This window comes from Campylobacter sp. RM12651, from assembly GCF_022369475.1.
Lineage (GTDB): Bacteria > Campylobacterota > Campylobacteria > Campylobacterales > Campylobacteraceae > Campylobacter_E.
Genome location: NZ_CP059600.1, coordinates 1,044,437 through 1,066,209, shown reverse-complemented (window position 1 = coordinate 1,066,209; position 21,773 = coordinate 1,044,437). Strand labels below are relative to the sequence as shown.

The following is a 21,773-nucleotide window of genomic DNA, read 5'->3' as shown; positions in this document are numbered from 1 at the left end:
TTAATTTTTAATAAAGGTTATTAATGAATTTTTTACAAAATCAAGCTTTAAAATATACTTGCAATTTTCTTAACAAAGAGCTTAAGTCTAAGTTTAATTTTAAAAATGAAGTTAATTTAGAAAAATCTAAAGATGGTAAAAAGGTAATGCTATATATTCATGTTCCGTTTTGCCATACTTTTTGTCCTTATTGTAGCTTTCACAAATTTGCTTATGATGAAGAATTATGTAAAGAATATTTTAAAACTTTAAGAATTGAATTACAGCAATTTAAGGATTTAGGATACGATTTTAATACACTTTATGTTGGTGGCGGAACTACTTTAATCAATGAAGCAGAACTTATAAAAACACTTAGTTTATGTAAGGATTTATTTAGTATTGAAGAGATTTCTTGTGAGAGTGACCCAAATCATATAAAGCCTGAAGCTTTAAAAGACTTTAAAGGGCTTATTGATAGGCTTAGTTGTGGGGTGCAGAGTTTTGATGATGAAATTTTAAGAAAAGTTAATCGTTTAGAAAAGTTTGGAAATCAAAAAGAATTAGTAAAAAAATTAGAATTAGCTAATGGGATTTTGCCAACTTTTAGTATTGATTTGATTTTTAATTTTCCATCACAAACAAAACAAATGCTAATAAAAGATATTGAATTAGCTAAAAATATTGCTCCATCACAAATTACTTTATATCCACTGATGAAATCTAATCTTACTAAAGAAATAATTGCAGCTAAATTAGGCATAGATAAACAAGATAATGAATATGAATTTTATAAGATAATTTGCGAATACTTTAGTGATTATGAGCAAAATAACTCTTGGAGTTTTTCTAAGGATAGAACTAGTTTTAATGATGAATATGTAAGCACACATCACGAATACATTGGTGCTGGTAGCGGGGCTTTTTCTTTTACAAATAATAAGCTTTTAGTAAATGCTTTTAAATTAGATGATTATAAAGCTAAGGTTTTAGCTGGTAAAAATCAAAAATTAGCTCACATAGATTTTAGTCCTGAAGATAGAATTAATTATATTTTTCTAACAGAGTTTTTTAAGGATAATTTGAATATTAATAATTTTAATTCTAATTATAATTGTGATTTAGAAAAACACTTAGGGCTAAAACTAAAAGCAATGCAGACTATTGGAGCAATTAACATAAATAATGGTATTATTAATAATACTTTTTTTGGTAAATATCTAGCACTTACCTTGATGAAAGAATTTTATATAAATATGGATTTAGTAAGGGCTTATTTTAGAAAGGATTTATAATGAAAAAATATTTATTTTTACTAATAAGCTCAATGCTTTTTGCTAGAGAAAATCCATTTGTGCCTATTGTAAAAATCAATAATCCAAGTCCTATTGAAGAGATAAAGGAATTTAAAAAAACAGCTTTTAGTGTTCCAAGCGATGCTAGAATTTTAAATAAAATGAAACTTATTTATACAAATGTAGATGGGACATTGAAAGAATTTGAATTAGATATTAATGAAGCTCTTGATTGGCATAAGGTTTATATGCTACTTGACGCCCAAGAGCTTACAAACCAAGATAAAGAAGAAGCAAAAACTGAATTAAAAGAAGTTGATAAAATAAAACTTGCATTAAAAAATCAAGAAAATGCTAATGATGACAATTCTAATGTGGAGCAAAATACTACTAAAATTACTGAAGTTAAGAAAGAAGAAAATAAAGAAAATAAAATTAGTAAAACCACAGAATATACACCTTTATCATTGGATATATCAAATAATTTTAAAATAGTTATAGACAAAAGAAATATTTCAATTAAAACAAATAGCGAATTAATTAGGGAATTTAGTTTAAAAAAACCAAATAGAATTGTTATGGATTTTAAAATTAATCCAAGTTTAAAAAATAAATCATTTGAAATAAAAGCTAATTATTTTGATGAAATTTATACTGGAGTTCATAGAAATTTTTATCGTCTTGTAATAAAACTTGATGGTATATATAATTATAATATTGAAAAAAAATCTAAAGAATATTTAATTAAATTACAATAAAAAGGGGTGTTATGAAAAAAATAATTTTTTTAGGTGCTGGATATGCAAATTTATCTTTAATTAAAAGTCTAAGCAAGGAAGATTTAACAAAGGCTGAATTTTTGCTAATTAATAATAATTCATATCATTATAAAACTACAGAATTACATAAAATTGCAGCAAATGAGAGTGAAAAAAATATCAAAATTCCTTTAAAAGATATAATTCCTAGTGAAATTGTAATTATTCAAGATAGTGCTATTAAAATTGAAGGAAATAAATTATATTGCAAAAATACTGATTATGATTTTGATGAGATTTATGTAGGTTTAGGTGCTAATAAAAATACTTTTGGTATAGAAGGGCTTGATGAAGCTTATGAAATCGGAACTTATGAAGACGCTTTAAAAACCAAAGAAATTATTTATTCTAATTTAGAAAAATCTGAAAGTATTTATAAAAATATTGTAATTTGTGGAGCTGGATTTAGTGGTGTTGAATTATGTGCTTCTATAGCTCAAGTTTGCAAAAGCAAAGGAATTGATGCAAAAATTAGCATAGTTGAAGCTATGGATGAGATTTTGCCTATGTATAACAAAGATTTAGCAAAAATAGCAAGAAATTATCTTGAAAAATTAGGTGTAAAAGTTTTAACATCTCATAAAATTATTAAAAAAGTTGGGGATAGATTGTATTTAAACAATGAAGATACTTATATAGATTCAAAAAATATAATCTTTACAGCTGGCGTTAAGGGAAATGAAGTTATTAAAAATAGTGTATTTGAAAACAAAAATAATAGAATATTAGTTAATGAGTTTTTACAAGCGCCAAATTATTCAAATTGCTATATTTTAGGAGATTGTTCTTTAATTATGAATAATGATAGACCATTTGCTCCAACAGCTCAAATAGCTTGCAAGCAAGGTAATTATTTAGCAAGAAGTTTAAGTGCTAGGTTAAATAATGAAGAATTTAAAGAAACATTTATTTATAAAGACCAAGGAAGTGTTTGTTCTCTTAGTGAAAAATATGCCGTTGCAAGTATTCAAGGCAAAGATTTTAGTGGATTTTTAGCAAAAGTTCTTAAAAAAATCACAGAATTAAAATGGCAATATAAATTATTTGGATTTAAAGGTCTATAAATTTTTAATTCAAATTCTTTTTAGAATTTGAATTAAATTCTACAAAAATATTACGAATTTACACACTTTAAAATAAATTACAAAATTACACACAAATCTTACTCTTTATTAAACTTTAAAATCTAATGTTTGCTTAAAAATAAGGAGAAAGAATGGGAGTTTTAGAAAACTTTAAACAAATTGCAGCAATTCCGCATTGTAGTTTTGATGCAGTTAAATTAAAAGATTTTTTAATTAATTATGCAAAATCAAAAGGTTTTGAGGTATTAGTTGATAAGGCTGAAAATATTTTATGCAAAAAGGGAAATCCTAATATATGTTTGCAAAGCCATTATGATATGGTTTGCGTTGGAGATGCACCTAATATAAATATAATAGAAAGTGATGGATTTATTAAAGCAAATAATTCAACCTTAGGTGCTGATAATGGTATAGGAATTGCCATTATGATGGAAGCTATGAATGAGTTTGGCGACCTTGAATGTTTATTTACTGCTAATGAAGAAGTAGGGCTTATAGGTGCAAATAATTTAGAGCTAAAAATTAGTTCAAAACACTTATTAAATCTTGATAGCGAGTGCGTAGATAGAGTAATAATTGGTTGTGCGGCGAGTTTAATGATGAATGTAAATATTAAGCTAAATTATAAAAACCCTAGTAAAAAATATTTATATGAAGCTCATACTAAAGGCTATAAAGGTGGTCATAGTGGGATTGATATTATTAAAAACATTCCTAGTGCTATTAGTGATTTAGCTTTATTTTTATATAAAAACGATGCTGAATTAGTAAGCTTTAGTGGTGGGGAAAGAACTAATAGTATAAGTGTAAATGCTAAGGCTATTTTTTATAGTGACACTGAACTTAAATCTAGTGAAAATATTGAAATAATTAGGCTTGAGAGTAAAGGCGAAAAAGTAATTCAAGAAGATATTTTAAGTCTAATTACTAGTTATAAACACGGAGTTTGGTCTTATTCAAGGGATTTAAATATAGTAAAAACTAGCGTAAATCTAGCAATTATTAGTCAAAATAATGATGAATTAAAGCTTGAATTATTTGCAAGAAGCGATAATTCAGCAGATTTAGATGAAGTCTTTTATAAAACCAAAGCACATTTTAACAATTACGAAGCAAAACTACTTGCTAAAGATGAGCCTTGGGAGCCTATACCAAATGATTTTACTTATGCAGTGCTTAATTCTTTACAAAAATATAATCCAAAAGCTAGTATGAGTAGTATTCACGCAGGGCTTGAGTGCGGAGTGCTAAAAACTAAGCAAAATGAATTATTATGTGCTTCAATAGGTCCAAATATCTTAAGCCCACATAGTATTTATGAAAGATGTGAGATTAGCACAATAGATATTATTAAAAACACAACATTTGATTTAATTAAAAACTACAAATAAAAGGAGATAAAATGAGTTTTCGTATAGAACACGATACAATGGGTGAAGTTAAAGTTCCTGCAGATAAATTGTGGGCAGCACAAACACAAAGAAGTTTAGAGAATTTCAAAATCGGCACAGAAAAAATGCCTGTAGAATTAATCCACGCTTTTGCGCATCTTAAGAAGTCTTTAGCTTTAGTAAATAATGATTTAGGCAAATTAGACAATGTAAAAAAAGATGCAATCGTTAAAGCTTGTGATGAGATTTTAGCTAATAAACATAATGATGAATTCCCACTTGCTATATGGCAAACAGGTTCAGGCACACAAACAAATATGAACCTAAATGAAGTTATAGCAAATCTTGCTACTAAACTTAGTGGAATGGATTTTACTAAAGAAAAAATAGTCCATCCAAACGACCATGTAAATATGAGCCAAAGCTCAAATGACACATTCCCAACTGCAATGCATATAGTTGCAGTTTTAGAAACTGAAAGGACTTTAATTCCTGCATTAGAAATTCTAGAAAAAACACTAGATAAAAAAGCAAAAGAATTTGAAAATATAATTAAAATCGGAAGAACTCACTTGCAAGATGCAACCCCACTTACTTTAGGTCAAGAATTTAGTGGATATGTATATATGTTGCAAAGCTCAAAAAGACATATTTTAAAAGCACTTGAAGATGTAAGAGAGCTAACAATTGGCGGAACAGCTGTTGGAACTGGAATTAATGCTCATCCAGAACTTAGTGAAAAAGTATCAGCAAAATTAAGCGAACTTTTAGGCACTAAATTTATAAGTAGTCCAAACAAATTCCACGGACTTACAAGTCACGATGCTTTAGTATTTTTACACGGAGCATTTAAAGCTCTTGCAGCAAATTTAATGAAAATATCAAACGATATTAGATGGCTTGCAAGTGGTCCTAGATGTGGTTTAGGAGAGCTTAGTATTCCTGAAAATGAGCCAGGAAGCTCAATTATGCCAGGTAAAGTAAATCCTACTCAAAGTGAAGCTTTAACAATGCTTAGCGTTCAAGTAATGGGAAATGATGCGGCAATTGGTTTTGCAGCTTCTCAAGGTAATTTTGAGCTAAATGTATTTAAGCCTGTGATTATTTATAATTTCTTACAAAGTTTAAGATTATTAGCTGATGGTATGATTAGCTTTAATGATAATTGTGCTATAGGAATTACTCCAAATATTGATAAAATTACTCATAATTTAAATAATTCTTTAATGCTAGTAACTGCACTAAATCCACATATTGGCTATGAAAATGCAGCAAAAGTTGCAAAAAATGCTCACAAAAAAGGAATTAGCTTAAAAGAATCTTGCTTAGAATTAGGCTTAGTTAGTGAAGAAGATTTTGATAAATTTGTAGTTCCTGCAAATATGATTAAGCCAAAATGAGAGAATTACTTTTAGCAATAGAAAGTAGCTGCGATGATTCAAGCATCGCAGTTATTGATGTAAATACTTATGAATGTTTATTTTATGAAAAAATATCTCAAGATGAGCATAATGAATTTGGTGGAGTTGTGCCAGAACTTGCATCAAGGCTACATACTGAAGCTTTACCTAAAATATTAGCTAAAACCAAGCCTTTTTTAAACGAATTAAAGGCAATTGCAGTTACTAATGAGCCAGGATTATCAGTATCTCTTCAAAGTGGAGTTGCAATGGCTAAGGCTTTAAGTGTGGCTTTAAATATACCATTAATTGCGATAAATCATTTAAAAGGTCATATTTGTTCTTTATTTTTAGATAAAGAAATAATGAATGATTTTTTAGTTTTGCTTGTAAGTGGCGGTCATACTATGATACTTGAGATTACTAAAGAATATGATATAAATTTAATAGCAACTACAAGTGATGATAGTTTTGGAGAAAGTTTTGATAAAGTTGCAAAAATGCTAGGACTTGGTTATCCTGGTGGGGTATTTATTGAAGAATTAGCAAAAAATGAAAGCAATAATACTTATGAGTTTTCTTTACCAATCCCAAGTAAAAGTAGGCTTGAGTATTCATTTTCGGGTATTAAAAATCAAGTGAGATTAGCTATTAATGATTGTATAGCAAATAATACTTTAGATACTCAAAAAGCAAATATAGCAGCAGCATTTCAAAGAATTGCTTGTAAGCATATAATTAATAAATTAAACATAGTTTTGCATAATAAAAATTATAAAGCATTAGGCGTAGTTGGTGGTGCAAGTGCTAATTTATTGCTTAGGTCTAAATTAGATGAAATTTGTAAAAAAAATAATATGCAATTATTATTAGCTCCGCTTAAATATTGTTCTGATAATGCTTTAATGATAGCAAGAGCAGGGGTTATTGCATACAAAAATAAAGATTTTGTAAATATAAGTGATGATATAATAAACCCAAAATCAAAAAATTTTAAAAGGCTTTAATTTAATGAAAAAAATATTTTTATGTTTAGGATTATTAGGTAGTTTATTAGCTAAGGATTATGGTAATTATATAAGTATTGATGAAAATGGTAAAAAAACTGCTAGATGGCATATTTATGAAGAAAATAATGAATTATTTGGCAAAGTTGTTAAATTGTTTGAATATGGCGATGATGAACTTTGTAAATCTTGTGAAAAAACTTATGATTATTTTACTTATGCAGAAGATGCTAGAAAGATGAAAATAGTAGGTGCGCCATTGCTTTATAAATTAAAAAAAGATGGTGAAAATTCTTATAAAAGTGGTTACATAATTGACCCAGAAAGTGGTAAATTATATAGAGCAAATGCAACTTTTAAAGATGATAAATTAATTTTAAGAGGATATGTTGGATTTTCTTTAATAGGAAGAAGTCAGACTTGGATTAAGGAAAAATAATGCAAGAGTTATTAACTCTTGCTAAAAGAGCAGCAAGAATTGCTGGAGATGAAATAATTGATATAAAACACCCTTTAATTAATACAAAACCAGATGGAACTTTAGTTAGTTCAGCTGATTTAAAAGCTAATGAAATCATATTTGATATTTTAGGAAAAAGTAAAATTAATATATGTTCTGAAGAACAGATTTTAGATTATGAAAAAAGAAAAAAATCTTTATTTTGGCTAATTGACCCACTTGATGGCACTAATAACTATTTAAAAAATAGAAAAAATTTTTGCGTTTGTATTAGTTTGATTGAAGATACAAGACCAATTTTAGGTGTAATTTATGATGTTTGCAATAAGAATTTGTATTATTCAGCTAAAAATATGCCAGTTTATAAAAATCAAGAAATCCTAAATAAAGTTAAAAAAGAATCAAATAAAGCTTTGGTATCTTTAAGAAAAGAACAAGATATAAATAATAGTAAAATTCCATTTAGCTACGGATACTCGGCATTAAATATAGGCTCTGCATTAAAGTTTTGTGCTTTATTAGAAGGTGATGCTGATGTATATTTAAGATACGAAAGGCTCAATTCTTGGGATTTAGCTGCTGGGGATTTTTTAATAAATCAAAGTGGTGGATTAATGTTAGGGCTTGATAAACAAAAATTGAATTATAATACGCCCAATTTTTCTTGCAAACCTTTTATAGCGTTTTCAAGTGTATTTAATAAGGATTAATATGAATATTTTTAACACACATAGAATAGTTTTTGAAGGTTCTTCGGTTAGCAAATATTTAAGTGATAATTTAACTTGCATTCAATTTAGTTTAAATGGTGTAATTGATGCTGGATTTTTACCAAAACCAACTGATGATAATTTTATAAAGCATGTTTTTATTTCTCACACTCATTTAGACCATATTTGCGCTATTGCTTTATATGTTGATAATTATTTTTTAAAACTTCAAGATAGTATTTGTATATATGCTAGTAAAGAAAGTATAGATAATCTTAAAGAGCATTTTTTTAACAATAAAATTTGGCCTGATTTTGCAAAGATAAAATTGCCAAATGGAAGTCCTGCTATAGTTTATAAAGAAATTAATGTAGGAGATAAATTATTAATAGATGATATAACAATAGAGCCAGTTAAGAGCTATCATACTGAAGGTAGTTTTGGCTTTATTTTAAGCTATGATAAAGATAGTATATATTTTACTTCAGATACTTATTATCACGATGATATAGTGGAATTAATCAATAAAAGAACTGATATAAGACAAGTAATTGCTGATGTTAGTTTTGATTCAAGTTTAGAAAAATTAGCACAAGATTCAAAACACTTAACTCCAAAATTATTAAAAAAAATACAAGAGCAAGTAAGAGATGATGTGATTTTCCATGTATACCACATTAAATATTGCTTTAAAGATAAAATAGAAGAAGAATTAAGAGAATTTAATATCTTAAAAGATTATGGAATGATTATTAAAAATGGTTCATTTATGCAATTTAATACAAATTATCAAAGTGATATGATAAATGTATTGAAAAGACATAATTTAGACCAAGAACAAAAACTAGAAACCATACTTGAATGCTTTTCTCAAATTTCTAAAAACTCTGATTCTAAAGCCAACCTAAATACCTTAGGCGAAATGGTTAAACAAAACATTCAAGCTGATAGATGTAGTGTGTGGTTTATTGACAATGAAAGAAAAGAATATTATACCTTACACGCTGATGGAGTAGGTGAGATTAGAGTTCCTTTTGGTAAAGGAATAGTAGGTCGTGCAATTGAGACAAAAGAAGCTATTTTAGAAAATAATCCAAAAAGCAATCCGTATTTTGATAGCTCAAATGATGAGAGAACAAAATATAGCACTAAATCAATTTTAGCTATGCCTATTTTAAATAGTGAGCATGAAGTTATTGGGGTATTCCAAGCTTTAAATAAACTTACAGATATTAATAATAATTTTGATAAAGATGATTTAGATTATCTAAGAATTGCAGCTGATTATTCAGGTAAGATTTATGAAGGAATGAAATTCCAAGAAGATATTTTAAACGCTCAAAAAGATTTAATTTATTCAATAGCTGAAATGGTTGAGAGCAAAAGTGAAGAAACAGGAAATCATGTAAAAAGAGTAGGTAAAATAAGCGAAGCTATAGCAAGACAAATGGGATTAAGCGAAGAAGAAGTAACACTAATTAGTTATGGTGCTCCAACTCACGATATTGGTAAGATTGGAATTCCCGATGCTATTTTAAATAAACCTGGAAGACTTGATGAAAAAGAATTTAAAACTATGCAAAAACACGCACAAATAGGATATGAAATGTTGCATAGGTTTAAAGGCAAAATTATGGAAGCAGCAGCAATCATCGCTCACGAACACCACGAAAAATATGCAGGTGGTGGCTATCCAATGGGTAAAAAAGGTGATGATATTCATATTTATGCAAGAATTGTTTCTTTAGCTGATGTTTTTGATGCGCTTGCAAGTGATAGATGTTATAAAAAAGCTTGGCCACTTGATGAAGTTTGCAAATATATTAGTGATAATTCAGGTTTTCAATTTGACCCTAAAGTGGTTGAAGCATTTTTTGCTTGTAAAGAAGAAATATTTGCAATAAAAGAAAAATATGTTGATAAATATATTGATGATAATTTAATGTGATTGTAATTTGTTGATTTTTTAGATTAATCCAAATTAATTTTTCATTGATTTGGATTAATTATTTGCTTTAATTTAAACTATTAATACTTTTTTAAATAAAATTATTTATAATCGCTCCTTTTTTTAAAATTAGGAGTAATTTAATGTTTTTTAAAAATAATAAAGAAATACAAGACAAGATTATTAACGAGTTAAAAGATAAAGAAGCTATTTTAAAAGCTATTTATAAAGAAATGGCGATTATAGAATTTGATACTAAAGGAAATATTGTTGATGCAAATGAGCATTTTTTAAAAGCTACAAAATATACACTAGCAGAGATAAAAGGTAAGCATCATAGAATATTTTGTGATAAACATTATGTTAATTCAAGTGATTATTCAATCTTTTGGCAAGAATTATCAAGAAATATTCCACAAAGTGGTCAGTTTAAAAGATTTGCAAAAGATGGTCAAGTAGTTTATTTAGAAGCAAATTATTTACCAATAGTAGATGAGCAAAATCAAGTTTATAAAGTAATTAAGTTTGCTGCTGATGTTACAGAACACGAAAATGAATTGTTGGATTTAAAAAATACAATTAATGCGGCAAGTAAGTCTATGGCTTTAATTGAATTCACTCCAAACGGGGAAATACTTGATGCAAATGATAATTTTTTAAATACATTAAATTACAGAAAAAGCGAAATTATAGGCAAACATCATTCTATGTTTTGTGATAGTGAATATGTAAAAAGCAGTGATTATAGAAAATTTTGGGAAGATTTAAGAAGCGGACATTTTCAATCAGGTCAATTTATAAGATATACAAAAGATAATAATCCTGTATATTTAGAAGCAAGTTACAATCCTGTTTATAATGTTGAAGGTAAGGTTTATAAGGTAATTAAATTCGCAAGTGATGTTAGCGAGCAAGTAATAAGAGATTTGAATAAAAATAAAATCGTAAGCGAGTTAGCACAAAAAAATGATGAAAGCACAAATGAAGGTAGTAAAGTTATTGCTAAAACCGTGCAAAATGTCCAAGAAATAGCAGAAATTATGAATGAAAGTAGTGAATTGGTTAATTCGTTAAATACTCAATCAGATGAGATTGTATCTGTTATTCAAACTATTAAAGATATTGCAGAGCAAACTAATTTATTAGCATTAAATGCTGCTATTGAAGCTGCTCGTGCTGGCGAGCATGGTCGTGGTTTTGCTGTGGTTGCTGATGAGGTTAGAAAACTTGCTGAAAGGACTGCAACATCAATTAATGAAATTACTTTAACAATTAATTCTATTAGAAATGTTAGTGCTAATGTTGTTGAGAGTATAAATAAAAGCATAGCTCAAGTAAATGATAGTGTTGTGTTAGCAAATACTGCAAATGAATGTATGAATAAAATCAAACAAAGTTCAGAAGAAGTAGCAAGAGCTATGGAAGAAAATAAATAAATATAATTTGAAATTCTTAGGAATTTCAAATTAGTTTTTTAAGTCTTTTTGCAATTCTTTTAAAAAAATTCTCGCAACATCACTTAATTTATCATCAATCCAAATTAACCTTAAATTAGAAGTAATTAATGGGTTTATAGGCTTAAAACATAAATCATCATTAGTATTAATTAATTTATCAAGAGATAAAGCGTATCCAATATCTTCTTTAACAAAAATTGCAGCATTGTATAATAAATCATAAGTAGCTACTATATTTAGCTTATCTTGATTTTGTCTTAAAACATTTGGCATTTCTTGCGTAAAACCTTGTCTTGATACTATAAGTGGCATTTGAAATAAATCATTTATGCTTATGTCTTTTTGCTTAGCGTATTTTGAAGTATTTTTCATAATAATCCCCCAAGTATCACTATGATTTAAATCTAAATAACTAAAATTGCTAATATCAAATTCTTGAACTACAACGGCAAAATCTATTAAAGAATTTTGTAATTTATTTACCACATTTTCATAGTTTCCACTAAATATATGAAACTTAATATTTTTATTTTGTAGCTTTTTAGCAGTTCTTGCTATTTTGACTATTCCAATTGATTCAGCACAGCCTATATAAACATCTCCACCATTAAAATCTTTTAAATTTTTAAATTCTTGCTCGGTTTTATCAACTAAATCTAAAATATCACAAGCTCTTTTATAAAGCATTTCTCCTTCTTTTGTGAGAATGATTTTATAATTTGTCCTAATAAAAAGTTTTTGCCCTAATTTTGTTTCTAAATCTTTTAATTGTCTTGATAGATTTGGTTGAGTAAGATTTAATTTATTAGCTGCTTTAGTTATATTTTGTAATTTTGCAGATTCTATAAAATATTTTAAAACTCTAATTTCCATAATATTCCTTAGAAATAATTAATTTTTATAATTAATTATATATTATAAGTATTTGATATTTCTTTTAAAAATAAATAAAATTATTTTACTTTTAAAACAAGGAGATTTTTTATGAATAATTTTATTTTTCACAATCCAACTAAGATTTATTTTACTGATGAAGTAGAGCAATCTTTAGAATTTGAATTAAGTAAATATGGTAAAAACATTGTTTTGGTTTATGGTTGCGGCTCGGTGCATAAAAATGGTATTTTTAACCAAATTGTAAAAATACTAGATAAATTAGGCAAAAATGTAGCATATATTGATGGTGTTATGCCAAATCCTACTTTAGAAAAATTAAACTCAGGTGTAAAGATAGCAAGAGAGCATAAAGCTGATTTTTTATTAGCTTTAGGTGGCGGTTCTGTTTGTGATTATACAAAAGCTTTAGCAGTTAGTATAAACTCAAGCGATGATTATTGGGATAGGTATTTTATAAATCAACTTGAGCCAAATTGTGATGTAGTTTCGTTAGGTTGTATTTTAACAATGTGTGGGACAGGCTCTGAAATGAATGGTGGTAGTGTAATTACAAATGAAAAAACTCATCAAAAAATAGGAAAAGTTTTTAATGATAAAAGAGTATTTCCTAAGTTTTCTATATTAAATCCTAAATACACTTTAAGTCTTAGCAAATATCAAATGATAAATGGAATTTATGATGCGTTTAATCATATTTTAGAGCAATACTTTTCAAAAGAAGATGATAATGTGAGCGATTATTTAGCAGAAGGGCTTATGCGTTCAATAATCTCATCAAGCAAAATTGCAAATAAAAATCCTAATGATTATAAGGCTAGAAGCGATATTATGTGGGCAAGTACTCTAGCATTAAATACTATGCTTCATTGTGGTAAAAATGGAGATTGGATGGTTCATATGATAGGTCAGGCAATTGGTGGCTTTACCAATGCAACGCACGGAGCTACTTTAAGTGCTATTAGCTTGGCGTATTATGAATATATAATGCCTTATAATATTGAGAAATTTAAAAGATTTGCTATTAATGTCTGGGGTATAAAAGACAATAAAAGCGATGAAGAAATAGCTAAATTAGGACTATTTGCTATGAGAGATTGGATGAGTGAGCTAGGTCTTTGTATGAATATAAAAGATTTATTAGTAGATGAAAGCTTGATTGAAGATATTGCTAATAATGTATTCATTTTAAATGGTGGTTATAAGGAGCTTAATAAAGATGAAATTATTCATATACTTAAGAAAAGTTTTTAGTATTTTTATTGGTTTAGGAGCTTTTTGTATGTTAAATGGATTTAGCAATGATGAAATATATGTTGAAATAAATAATCAAGAATTAAGAATAAAATTAGAAAGCAATTCATCATCAACTGCTCTTTATGAAGTATTACAAAAGTCTGATTTGAATGTTTTAATGAATGATTATGGTGGGTTTGAAAAGGTAGGAAGAATTGATAAAAATCTTCCTACTAATGATAAATATTTTCAAGCTAAAGCACTTGATTTGATTTTATATAATGCTAATAATATAGTAATTTATTATGATAATAATTCTTGGAGTTTTACTAAATTAGGAACAATTTATGGCATTAGTAAAGATGAGTTAAAAAAGCTTTTAGGTAATGGCAAAATTAATGCTAGGTTTTATGTTAAAAATAAGGATTAATTATGATTAAGTATGTAAAAGCAAATTCTATTGAGCATAAACTTATGCTTAAACAAGCTAAAGAAGCTATGAAAATAACTTTTAAAATTAACAATACTTATAATGAACTAGAAGAATTAAATAAATTATTTTCTCAATTAATTGGTAAAGAAGTAGATGAAAGTTTCACTTTATTTCCACCTTTTAATACGGATTGCGGTAAAAATATTTCAGTAGGCAAAAATGTATTTATAAATAGTGGTTGTAAATTTCAAGACCAAGGTGGAATTTATATTGGAAATAATGTTTTAATAGGGCATAATGTAGTATTAGCTACTATAAATCACGATATCAATCCATTTAAACGCTCTGATATGGTATTAAAGCCAATAACAATAGAAGATAATGTTTGGATTGGTTCAAATGCCACAATACTTAGCGGAGTAAACATTAAAAAAGGCTCAATAATAGCAGCTGGTGCGGTGGTTACTAAAGATGTTGAAGAATTTCAAATAGTAGCAGGGGTTCCAGCTAAATTAATTAAAACTATAAAATTAAGCTAATTAATAAATTAGCTTAATAATTTTTCTTGTTGAGTTTTTATGATATTTACAATTGAGCGAATATTATCAATTGTATATGGTAATGGTAGGAAATCTACTTCTTGAATAATCTTTTCAATATTAGGTGTTATTTTATGATTATTTAGTATAAGAATTAATTTAAAGCAATATTCATCTTGTGCTTTTACTAAACGATTTAAATCATATTCATTAAAAGTATTAATTAGATTTGCGTCTAATAAAACAGCTCTATAAGCGCAATTTACCCCATCTTCAATTTTTTCTAAAAGACCATTACTTGATTGGTTTTGAATGCAGTTTATTTCATAGCTTTCAAGATTTGCAGTGATTGTTTTTGATATGTCAATATTGTTATGAACTATTAAAACACTTAATCTATCTTTTGGAGTTACATCTGGTAAATTATTTTCTTTATCATTGATTAGTATTGGGATACTAAGACAGATTGCGTGATTAATTCTTTCATTTGTATCCTTAAAGGCATAGCTAGAACCATCAATTTTTTTCATATATCCACTAAATTTATGTAATTGTTCTGAAATAGATAATTTTTTAGGATTAGTAAAGCTTTTAAATAGTTCAGTTTTTTTATCATCAACAACCCCACAAACTCCAATATCAACGCATAAAAGAGTTCTATTTTGCATATTATTCATAATTCCAATATCAATAAATATGGTTTCATTTTCTACATTTTGATTAATCAAATCAGCAGCAGCCCAAATAGCATTGATAATATTTGTATAATCTCCATAAAAATACCTATTTGGCATACATTTTTCATTGTTATCGTTTAGATATAACATATCTTGTCTAACTAAAAATATATTATTTTTAACACTAGCTTCGTAATTTAGCGTTTTGAAAAAATACAAAAATACTTCTTGTAAATCAAAATATAAAGATGATTTTTCAAAACTTTCACTTTCAAATTCTGCTTCATCGCTAACACTAAACATTTTTACTTTTTTAGTTTTTAATTTCATTTTTAGCTTGTAAATATAAGCTAATAATAAAACTATTAAGCCACCTAAAACTACAAATAAAAGTATTGTATCTTTATCAGAAAAATCTATTTTAGAATCTGCAAATAGATAGGTTGAGATTAAAATTAATAATAATTTTTTCATATTTTCCTTTCAAATAATAAGCATTGCATCGCCGTATGAGTAAAATTTATATTTATTTTTAATAGCTTCTTCATAAAGTTTTAAAGTATTTTGCCTACCTATAAAACTAGCTACTAACATAATTAAAGTTGATTTTGGCAAATGAAAATTTGTTAATAAATAATTTTGTCTAATTGGTCTATTAGATGGGTTTAAAAACAAATCACATTCACCACTACTTTTTTTTGTCCTTGCATAATACTCTATTGTTCTTGTAGCAGTTGTGCCAACCCCTAAAATAGGTATATCACTATTAATTAATTTTATTGCTTCATCGCTTAGATTAAAGTATTCGCTATGCATTTTATGTTCTTGTATGTTTTCACATTCTACACTAGCAAAAGTTCCTGCACCAACATGTAAAGTAATATAAGCGCTTTTTTTATCTTTTAGACTATCTAAAACTCTATTCGTAAAATGCAATGACGCAGTAGGTGCTGCAACAGCTCCAATATTTTTAGCAAACACACTTTGATAATTTATCTCATCATCTAAATTATCCATTCTTTTAAGATATGGTGGTAGTGGAATATGTCCGATTTTTTCGCTAATTGTTAAAACTTCATCGGTTTTTAAAACTTCATTGTTTTTGCAAAATTTCACAATTCTGGTGCCATCTGTGTTTAGCTTTAATATTTTTGCGTTTAAATTATCTTGAAAAATTAAAATATCATCTTCTTTAACTTTACCCCTAATTTGCACTAAAAACTCATCATTTGCTAGAATTTTATTTATAAATAATTCACATTTTGCACCACTAATTTTATTGCCATAAAATCTAGCTTTAAATACTTTAGTATCATTAAAAATCAAAGCACATTCAGGCAAAAAATTAGCTAATTCATAAAATACACTATGAGTAATTTTTCCACTATTTTTTTCATATACTAATAGTTTTGCACTATCAGCAGGATTTGCAGGGTATTTTGCTATTAATTCTTCTGGCAAATCATAATCATAAGAACTTAGTAAATTATCAAGCATTTTTATCTTCTAATAATTCTTTTTCATCATCTTCGCTATCTATATCAGGGTCAGCTGGATTTACTACTTTAGCAATATAAATTGAAATAGCATAAAGCCCAATTAAAGGAATTGCCATTAAAAATTGCGAAAATACATCAGGCGGGGTCATAATTGCTGCGAATATAAAAATAATTAATATAGCAACTCTAAAATTTCTAATAAGAGTTTTTTCAGTTACAAGACCAATTTTTGCTAAGAAAAATATAGCAACAGGTAATTCATATCCTAATCCAAATGCAATTACTAATTTTGTAAAAAAACTCACATATTCAGAAATTGAAGGCATAGCCTTATATTCTCCACCGCTAAAATTGATTAAAAAATCAAAAGCAATAGGAACTACTAAATAATAGCAAAACGCCGCACCAATCAAAAACATAATAGTAGCGCTAAATACAAAAGGCACTACAAATCTTTTTTCATTTTCATATAAACCTGGTTCAACAAATTTCCAAGCTTGCCACAAAATTATAGGCAATGCTACAAGAAATGCTGCAAATAAAGACACTTGCATAGCAGTGAAGAAATTCTCTTGTGGTTTATAAAATATAATTTCAGAGCCTTCAGGCAATACATTCATAAGTGGAACACAAATAAAATGCAGTATTGGTTTCCAAAATACAAAACATACAAAAAAAGCTAAAATCAAAGCAACTACACTAATAAATAATCTTTTTCTAAGTTCAACTAAATGTGGTTTTAATTCTTCAAACATTTTCGCTCTTTTCTTTTAAAAATTGTTCTCTTTTGCTAAGTTGCTTTTCTTCTGTATTTATATTTTTTTCTTCTGTAGAATTTGAATTTTGATTTGAGTTTTCTGTATTTTTTACACTATCAATAGTGCTATTTAAAGCATTTTGTGCGTCTTTTTCAAAATCACTTAAAGTATTTTTAATCTCATCAAATTCTTCAAAGCTTAATTTTTTTCTGATACTATCATTTGCTTTTGTGATTTCTTCTTTATATTTTCTAGCTTCATCTTTTAATTCGCTAATATTGATTTCGTTTTCTATACTTGATTTAGCTTCGTTAATTTGTTTTTTAACAGCCTTTAATAATTTTGCGATTTCAACTATAGTGCCAGGTAGTTTTTCAGGTCCTAAAACCAAAACAGCAACTATTAAAATAATAACAATTTCCATAAAACTCATAATAAAACTCTTTTAGATAATTTTTTGCTGAATTTATCTAATTTTTTTTAATCGTTAGTTTAAATTAAGTTTTGCTACTTAATCTTTTTAAAGTTATATTTAGTTATATTTAATTAATATATTTACTAATTATTAAATTATTTTAAAGGGATAAAATATGAAAATTAGTTCAAATAATTATAACTTACCATTACAAAAGGTAAATAATAATCAAGCATTAGTTCAAGGAAGACTTGAAAATAAAGAAAATGCAAAAAGATATGATGATTTTATTAAAATGTTTTACCCCGATACTCACGATAGCTTGGATTTTAATTACCCAACTAATAGCAATGAAGCAAAAATCCAAAGTATGGTTATTTATATGTTACTTGAACATCAAGATGCTTTATATGGCGATATGTATACAAATACAATTTATGAAAGAGCTTTTAGTCCCGAAGCAAACCAAGATGTGCAAAAAGATTTAAAATATTTTTTAAAGGAGCATTCTGATAGCTTAGGAGATTATAAATGGAATCAAGATGTAATAATAGCAAAGCTATTTAATGCAAGAAATATTAGCGAAGATGAGTTTAAGCAAAGATATCTAGCAAGAATTGATGAGATAAAACAAGGCAAAGAGCATGAAAGTATCCAAAATAGTGAAAATACAAAACCAAGTGATGAAATATCAACAATAAATAAAAATTATGAAAAAGCTGAAGATAAAAAAGATAAAACTGAAGATAAAAAACCTTACGAAGCCATAGAAGTAAAAGGCTCTAGCACTCGTGAAAGTATGGAAGATATTTTAAGCAAACTTGATATTCAAAATATCAAAGATGAAAGAGATTTATTAGCTATTTTAATGGCGTATAAAGATAGCGAGAATTTATATGATAAAAGAGTTTAAAATAAAGGAAAGTTATAAAATTGTTAAAATGAATATAGATTAATATTTTATATAAATAAGAATTAAAGCTAAAAATTTTATAAAAGAGTTCAGATATAAATTAAATATCTATTAATATTTTTTTAAACCTACCGATATAGAAAAATAACGGGGGTTTAAAATGCAAATAATAAATAACAATTATATAAATTATCAAACAAATATTAAAAATCAAATTCCAACCACTCAAACTCCTAAAGATAATCTACAAGAACAAATCGCAAATATTTTAAAAGACGCCCCACAAGATGAATGGGGAACTTATGAGCCAAATAATACGCAAAGAATACTTTTGAGTGTAAATAAATCTAAGTATCCAGAGCTTCACGCTATGCTTGAAAGCGAGTTTATGGAAGGTATGCTTTTTTATGGAATGAGTAAAAAAGAGCGAGAAGATTGGATAGAAACGGGTAAAAAAGTTGGCGCTGAAGAAATGGTAAAAGTGATTAATTCTTTACACCCTGCATTTTTCAACGAAAACGATGACAAAAAGGCTCTTTCTAAGCTAGACGCTTTACAAATAAATACAAAAGCTAATAATATTTATAATCAAGCATTTATTAAAAACGATTTAAAACTTTTAGAGTTTTTAAAGCAAAACGAGATTGTGGGCGTTAGATTTGCTACTAATGATACAAATTTTGGAGATACTAGCGTGCCTGAGTTTTATCTAAGCAGATTTTCTCAAGGCAATATAAAGCTAGGAGATGTTTTTTGTGGGAGCGGTGGCTTTATGGATAGGCTTATGGATTTATTTGCTCTTGATGATTTAGATGAGTTTAAAATCGGTTATTTGGCTTTAAAATTAGAAGTTGATTTATACAAAGAGCAAAATGGTTATGAAAAACATTTTGGAGAGAAATATTTACAAGAAAATTCCAAAAAAGATGAGAATATAAAAAGAAAACCCATAGAAGTAAAAGGCTCTAATACTCGTGAAAGTATGGAAGATATTTTAAGCAAACTTGATATTCAAAATATCAAAGATGAAAGAGATTTATTAGCTATTTTAATGGCGTATAAAGATAGCGAGAATTTATATGATAAAAGGGTTTAAAATAAAGGAATAATTATGAAAATAAATTCTTATTCAACATATCAAATAACTAATATAAGCAAAAAAGAAACAAATAACGAGATTAAAAAAGTAGACAATAAAGCAGATGATAAAAAGGTAGGTGAAGTATTAGGATACGGAATTGATAAAGATGGCTTTTTTACAAGTGATTTTAATAAAGCTGCAGGTATTCCGGATAATTATAAAATCCACAGCGATAGTTTAAAATCTTTAGTAGAACAAAACAATAAAGCTCATATAATAGGTAAAAGATTCATGGAAATTGATATAGCAAAAAGCGTTGGAAATGCTTATAAAGTCTTAAGCCAAGTTGTAAGTGAAGATTTTTTAAACTCTAAAGAATTTTTTAGCAAAGAAGATATTAACAATTTGCCATGTGGGTTTGAGATAGATAATAGTACCTTTAGTGTAGGCAAGATTTTACAAACTAGATATGATTTTGAAGATTATAATGATAAGAATATTCATGCACGAGATTTTCAAAGAATAAAGGGTGCTGATACACTATTTCATTATGATGGTGATGGCAAAATGGATATGTTTCCCGTGCATAGCGATAGTTTTTCTCAAGGTTATTCTATTTTATGGGACGCTAAAGGCGATAATTATAAAAACAATCAAGGAGATGTAAGTCGTGGTGGAATATTAATAGCCGTATTAAGAAATAATCATTTTTTAGTAGAAGGCGAGAGAACTTATTGGGGCAAGATGAGTGGCGGGGATAGATTTGTAGATTATAAAGAATTCGCACAAAATGTCGCAAAACCACTTAATTCTATGGTAGCAAAAGGTTTAATAACTCAAAGCGATATTTCAAAAATGCCAAAATACTTAGCTGATGAAGCAAATAGATTATCACAAGATTTTAAAAGAGCAAGAAGTGAAGAATTAGCAAAAGAATATAAAAAAATACTAAATTGGTATGAAAAACTAGCTTATGAAATGCTAAGTGGTAAAAATCTAAAAGCTCCTAAAGATATAGATAATTACGAAACATTTGAAGAGTTTTTACAAGCAGCTTTACAATACAGCCAAAAAAATATAAGTTTATTTGATATGAAAGTATAAGGATTTGTTATGATATTTAATGGAGTAAATAATTTTTCAAATACTTATGCAAATACGCTTAATAATAAAAATTCACAAAATAAAGCAAATGATGGGGCTAGTTTAGAATATCTTAAACTAGCCCAGCAAAAGCTAGAAAACGATCCGACTTATAATCCAATAAATGATAAAAATCTAAATCTTGGAGAAAAGGCAGGTTATTGTGTGTTTGGAGCATTAGACCCTGATTTAGTAGAAGAAATAAGCAAAGAATTTATGAAAAATTGGGTAGAAATTGATAAAAAAGAGCTTGATAGAACGCTAAACTCACTAAATATGTCATCTTTAGGTTTGCCTGATGATTTTCCTTTAGGTTATATAGATAGTAAGAAAATGCCAAGTGTTGAAGAATTACAAGCTAGAGTTAAAGAAAAAGAAAATTTAAGAAATAATGCAATAAATACAAAAGAAGAAATTAAACAAGAAGAAAAAGAAGAACAAACTAAAGAAAAACCATTCGAAGCCATAGAAGTAAAAGGCACTAGCATTCGTGAAAGTATGGAAGAGATTTTAAGCAAATTAAATAAAACTGAAATCAAAAATGAAAGAGATTTGTTGGCTATATTTTTAGCCTATAAAAATGGCGAGAATTTATATGATAAAAGGGTTTAAAATAAAAGAATTTAAAAATCTTA

The 21,773-nt window shown here is 27.2% G+C and carries 22 protein-coding genes; 17 read left to right on the top strand and 5 right to left on the bottom strand.

Features of this window, described 5'->3' with window-relative positions:
• Positions 1–23: 23 nt before the first annotated feature.
• The 10 genes from AVBRAN_RS05225 to AVBRAN_RS11035 all read left to right on the top strand — a co-directional run bounded on the left by AVBRAN_RS05225 (position 24) and on the right by AVBRAN_RS11035 (position 11,529).
• Positions 24–1,274 (top strand): coproporphyrinogen III oxidase family protein, encoded by a 1,251-nt coding sequence (locus AVBRAN_RS05225; protein WP_239802643.1) that lies wholly within the window; start codon positions 24–26, stop codon positions 1,272–1,274.
• Entirely contained in the window at positions 1,274–2,032 is a 759-nt protein-coding gene (locus tag AVBRAN_RS05220) for an AMIN domain-containing protein (protein WP_239802642.1), read from the top strand. Before AVBRAN_RS05225 ends, AVBRAN_RS05220 begins: the two co-directional genes overlap by 1 nt.
• Positions 2,033–2,043: 11 nt before the next feature.
• A complete protein-coding gene (locus tag AVBRAN_RS05215) occupies positions 2,044–3,156 on the top strand; it encodes an NAD(P)/FAD-dependent oxidoreductase (RefSeq protein ID WP_214118000.1) in 1,113 nt (370 codons plus the stop codon).
• Between the two features lie 152 nt (positions 3,157–3,308).
• Entirely contained in the window at positions 3,309–4,568 is a 1,260-nt protein-coding gene (locus tag AVBRAN_RS05210) for a M20/M25/M40 family metallo-hydrolase (RefSeq protein WP_239802641.1), read from the top strand.
• A gap of 11 nt (positions 4,569–4,579) precedes the next feature.
• On the top strand, positions 4,580–5,968 hold the full coding sequence (gene fumC / locus AVBRAN_RS05205; RefSeq protein ID WP_239802640.1) for a class II fumarate hydratase: 1,389 nt from the start codon (positions 4,580–4,582) through the stop codon (positions 5,966–5,968).
• Entirely contained in the window at positions 5,965–6,975 is a 1,011-nt protein-coding gene (gene tsaD / locus AVBRAN_RS05200; protein ID WP_239802639.1) for a tRNA (adenosine(37)-N6)-threonylcarbamoyltransferase complex transferase subunit TsaD, read from the top strand. The genes fumC and tsaD overlap by 4 nt, the downstream gene beginning before the upstream one ends.
• Positions 6,976–6,979: 4 nt before the next feature.
• A complete protein-coding gene (locus tag AVBRAN_RS05195) occupies positions 6,980–7,414 on the top strand; it encodes a DUF2147 domain-containing protein (protein ID WP_214118015.1) in 435 nt (144 codons plus the stop codon).
• Positions 7,414–8,145 (top strand): 3'(2'),5'-bisphosphate nucleotidase CysQ, encoded by a 732-nt coding sequence (locus AVBRAN_RS05190; RefSeq protein WP_239802638.1) that lies wholly within the window; start codon positions 7,414–7,416, stop codon positions 8,143–8,145. The genes AVBRAN_RS05195 and AVBRAN_RS05190 overlap by 1 nt, the downstream gene beginning before the upstream one ends.
• 1 nt (position 8,146) lies before the next feature.
• Positions 8,147–10,093, top strand: coding sequence for an HD domain-containing phosphohydrolase (locus AVBRAN_RS05185; RefSeq protein WP_214118019.1), 1,947 nt, complete (start codon positions 8,147–8,149; stop codon positions 10,091–10,093).
• A gap of 143 nt (positions 10,094–10,236) precedes the next feature.
• Complete coding sequence (locus AVBRAN_RS11035; protein ID WP_214118027.1) at positions 10,237–11,529, top strand: PAS domain-containing methyl-accepting chemotaxis protein; 1,293 nt, start codon at positions 10,237–10,239, stop codon at positions 11,527–11,529.
• A 30-nt stretch (positions 11,530–11,559) separates the two neighbouring features.
• On the opposite strand, the gene AVBRAN_RS05170 is transcribed toward AVBRAN_RS11035, so the two are convergent.
• Positions 11,560–12,423 (bottom strand): LysR family transcriptional regulator, encoded by an 864-nt coding sequence (locus tag AVBRAN_RS05170; RefSeq protein WP_239802637.1) that lies wholly within the window; start codon positions 12,421–12,423, stop codon positions 11,560–11,562.
• A 111-nt stretch (positions 12,424–12,534) separates the two neighbouring features.
• Here AVBRAN_RS05170 and AVBRAN_RS05165 point away from each other — a divergent pair, with 111 nt between their 5' ends.
• From AVBRAN_RS05165 to AVBRAN_RS05155, 3 genes are read left to right on the top strand one after another with little or no spacing between them, the layout of a single operon-like run.
• Positions 12,535–13,698 carry an iron-containing alcohol dehydrogenase gene (locus AVBRAN_RS05165; protein WP_239802636.1) on the top strand — a complete coding sequence of 388 codons (1,164 nt, stop codon included), beginning with the start codon at positions 12,535–12,537 and terminating at the stop codon, positions 13,696–13,698.
• The gene (locus AVBRAN_RS05160) at positions 13,664–14,110 is read left to right on the top strand and encodes a cyclophilin-like fold protein (RefSeq protein WP_214118032.1); all 447 of its coding nucleotides are present in this window, start codon (positions 13,664–13,666) and stop codon (positions 14,108–14,110) included. Before AVBRAN_RS05165 ends, AVBRAN_RS05160 begins: the two co-directional genes overlap by 35 nt.
• A 2-nt stretch (positions 14,111–14,112) precedes the next feature.
• Positions 14,113–14,652, top strand: a complete 540-nt coding sequence (locus AVBRAN_RS05155; RefSeq protein ID WP_239802635.1) for a DapH/DapD/GlmU-related protein — start codon at positions 14,113–14,115, stop codon at positions 14,650–14,652.
• Positions 14,653–14,660: 8 nt separating this feature from the next.
• Here AVBRAN_RS05155 and AVBRAN_RS05150 read toward each other — a convergent pair whose 3' ends face one another.
• From AVBRAN_RS05150 to tatB, 4 genes are read right to left on the bottom strand one after another with little or no spacing between them, the layout of a single operon-like run.
• Entirely contained in the window at positions 14,661–15,803 is a 1,143-nt protein-coding gene (locus AVBRAN_RS05150) for a hypothetical protein (RefSeq protein ID WP_214118037.1), read from the bottom strand.
• Positions 15,804–15,812: 9 nt separating this feature from the next.
• Positions 15,813–16,826, bottom strand: coding sequence for a tRNA preQ1(34) S-adenosylmethionine ribosyltransferase-isomerase QueA (queA, locus tag AVBRAN_RS05145; RefSeq protein WP_239802634.1), 1,014 nt, complete (start codon positions 16,824–16,826; stop codon positions 15,813–15,815).
• The gene (gene tatC / locus AVBRAN_RS05140; protein WP_239802633.1) at positions 16,819–17,583 is read right to left on the bottom strand and encodes a twin-arginine translocase subunit TatC; all 765 of its coding nucleotides are present in this window, start codon (positions 17,581–17,583) and stop codon (positions 16,819–16,821) included. The genes queA and tatC overlap by 8 nt, the downstream gene beginning before the upstream one ends.
• A complete protein-coding gene (gene tatB, locus AVBRAN_RS05135; protein ID WP_214118044.1) occupies positions 17,576–18,019 on the bottom strand; it encodes a Sec-independent protein translocase protein TatB in 444 nt (147 codons plus the stop codon). The genes tatC and tatB overlap by 8 nt, the downstream gene beginning before the upstream one ends.
• A gap of 157 nt (positions 18,020–18,176) precedes the next feature.
• On the opposite strand from tatB, the gene AVBRAN_RS05130 reads away from it, so the two are divergent.
• The 4 genes from AVBRAN_RS05130 (at position 18,177) to AVBRAN_RS05115 (ending at position 21,750) form a co-directional block, all read left to right on the top strand.
• A complete protein-coding gene (locus AVBRAN_RS05130; protein ID WP_239802632.1) occupies positions 18,177–18,914 on the top strand; it encodes a hypothetical protein in 738 nt (245 codons plus the stop codon).
• 160 nt (positions 18,915–19,074) lie between these two features.
• Positions 19,075–20,010, top strand: a complete 936-nt coding sequence (locus tag AVBRAN_RS05125) for a hypothetical protein (protein ID WP_239802631.1) — start codon at positions 19,075–19,077, stop codon at positions 20,008–20,010.
• 15 nt (positions 20,011–20,025) lie between these two features.
• Positions 20,026–21,099 (top strand): hypothetical protein, encoded by a 1,074-nt coding sequence (locus AVBRAN_RS05120; RefSeq protein ID WP_239802630.1) that lies wholly within the window; start codon positions 20,026–20,028, stop codon positions 21,097–21,099.
• A 9-nt stretch (positions 21,100–21,108) separates the two neighbouring features.
• Positions 21,109–21,750: a hypothetical protein gene (locus AVBRAN_RS05115; protein ID WP_239802629.1), complete on the top strand. Its 642-nt coding sequence runs from the start codon at positions 21,109–21,111 to the stop codon at positions 21,748–21,750.
• Positions 21,751–21,773 lie beyond the last annotated feature (23 nt).

What these genes read in the sequence shown, in the direction of transcription:
- AVBRAN_RS05225 (WP_239802643.1), top strand. Translation starts at nt 24, where the DNA reads ATGAATTTTTTACAAAATCAAGCTTTAAAATATACTTGCAATTTTCTT.
- AVBRAN_RS05220 (WP_239802642.1), top strand. Translation starts at nt 1,274, where the DNA reads ATGAAAAAATATTTATTTTTACTAATAAGCTCAATGCTTTTTGCTAGA.
- AVBRAN_RS05215 (WP_214118000.1), top strand. Translation starts at nt 2,044, where the DNA reads ATGAAAAAAATAATTTTTTTAGGTGCTGGATATGCAAATTTATCTTTA.
- AVBRAN_RS05210 (WP_239802641.1), top strand. Translation starts at nt 3,309, where the DNA reads ATGGGAGTTTTAGAAAACTTTAAACAAATTGCAGCAATTCCGCATTGT.
- fumC (WP_239802640.1), top strand. Translation starts at nt 4,580, where the DNA reads ATGAGTTTTCGTATAGAACACGATACAATGGGTGAAGTTAAAGTTCCT.
- tsaD (WP_239802639.1), top strand. Translation starts at nt 5,965, where the DNA reads ATGAGAGAATTACTTTTAGCAATAGAAAGTAGCTGCGATGATTCAAGC.
- AVBRAN_RS05195 (WP_214118015.1), top strand. Translation starts at nt 6,980, where the DNA reads ATGAAAAAAATATTTTTATGTTTAGGATTATTAGGTAGTTTATTAGCT.
- AVBRAN_RS05190 (WP_239802638.1), top strand. Translation starts at nt 7,414, where the DNA reads ATGCAAGAGTTATTAACTCTTGCTAAAAGAGCAGCAAGAATTGCTGGA.
- AVBRAN_RS05185 (WP_214118019.1), top strand. Translation starts at nt 8,147, where the DNA reads ATGAATATTTTTAACACACATAGAATAGTTTTTGAAGGTTCTTCGGTT.
- AVBRAN_RS11035 (WP_214118027.1), top strand. Translation starts at nt 10,237, where the DNA reads ATGTTTTTTAAAAATAATAAAGAAATACAAGACAAGATTATTAACGAG.
- AVBRAN_RS05170 (WP_239802637.1), bottom strand. Translation starts at nt 12,423, where the DNA reads ATGGAAATTAGAGTTTTAAAATATTTTATAGAATCTGCAAAATTACAA.
- AVBRAN_RS05165 (WP_239802636.1), top strand. Translation starts at nt 12,535, where the DNA reads ATGAATAATTTTATTTTTCACAATCCAACTAAGATTTATTTTACTGAT.
- AVBRAN_RS05160 (WP_214118032.1), top strand. Translation starts at nt 13,664, where the DNA reads ATGAAATTATTCATATACTTAAGAAAAGTTTTTAGTATTTTTATTGGT.
- AVBRAN_RS05155 (WP_239802635.1), top strand. Translation starts at nt 14,113, where the DNA reads ATGATTAAGTATGTAAAAGCAAATTCTATTGAGCATAAACTTATGCTT.
- AVBRAN_RS05150 (WP_214118037.1), bottom strand. Translation starts at nt 15,803, where the DNA reads ATGAAAAAATTATTATTAATTTTAATCTCAACCTATCTATTTGCAGAT.
- queA (WP_239802634.1), bottom strand. Translation starts at nt 16,826, where the DNA reads ATGCTTGATAATTTACTAAGTTCTTATGATTATGATTTGCCAGAAGAA.
- tatC (WP_239802633.1), bottom strand. Translation starts at nt 17,583, where the DNA reads ATGTTTGAAGAATTAAAACCACATTTAGTTGAACTTAGAAAAAGATTA.
- tatB (WP_214118044.1), bottom strand. Translation starts at nt 18,019, where the DNA reads ATGAGTTTTATGGAAATTGTTATTATTTTAATAGTTGCTGTTTTGGTT.
- AVBRAN_RS05130 (WP_239802632.1), top strand. Translation starts at nt 18,177, where the DNA reads ATGAAAATTAGTTCAAATAATTATAACTTACCATTACAAAAGGTAAAT.
- AVBRAN_RS05125 (WP_239802631.1), top strand. Translation starts at nt 19,075, where the DNA reads ATGCAAATAATAAATAACAATTATATAAATTATCAAACAAATATTAAA.
- AVBRAN_RS05120 (WP_239802630.1), top strand. Translation starts at nt 20,026, where the DNA reads ATGAAAATAAATTCTTATTCAACATATCAAATAACTAATATAAGCAAA.
- AVBRAN_RS05115 (WP_239802629.1), top strand. Translation starts at nt 21,109, where the DNA reads ATGATATTTAATGGAGTAAATAATTTTTCAAATACTTATGCAAATACG.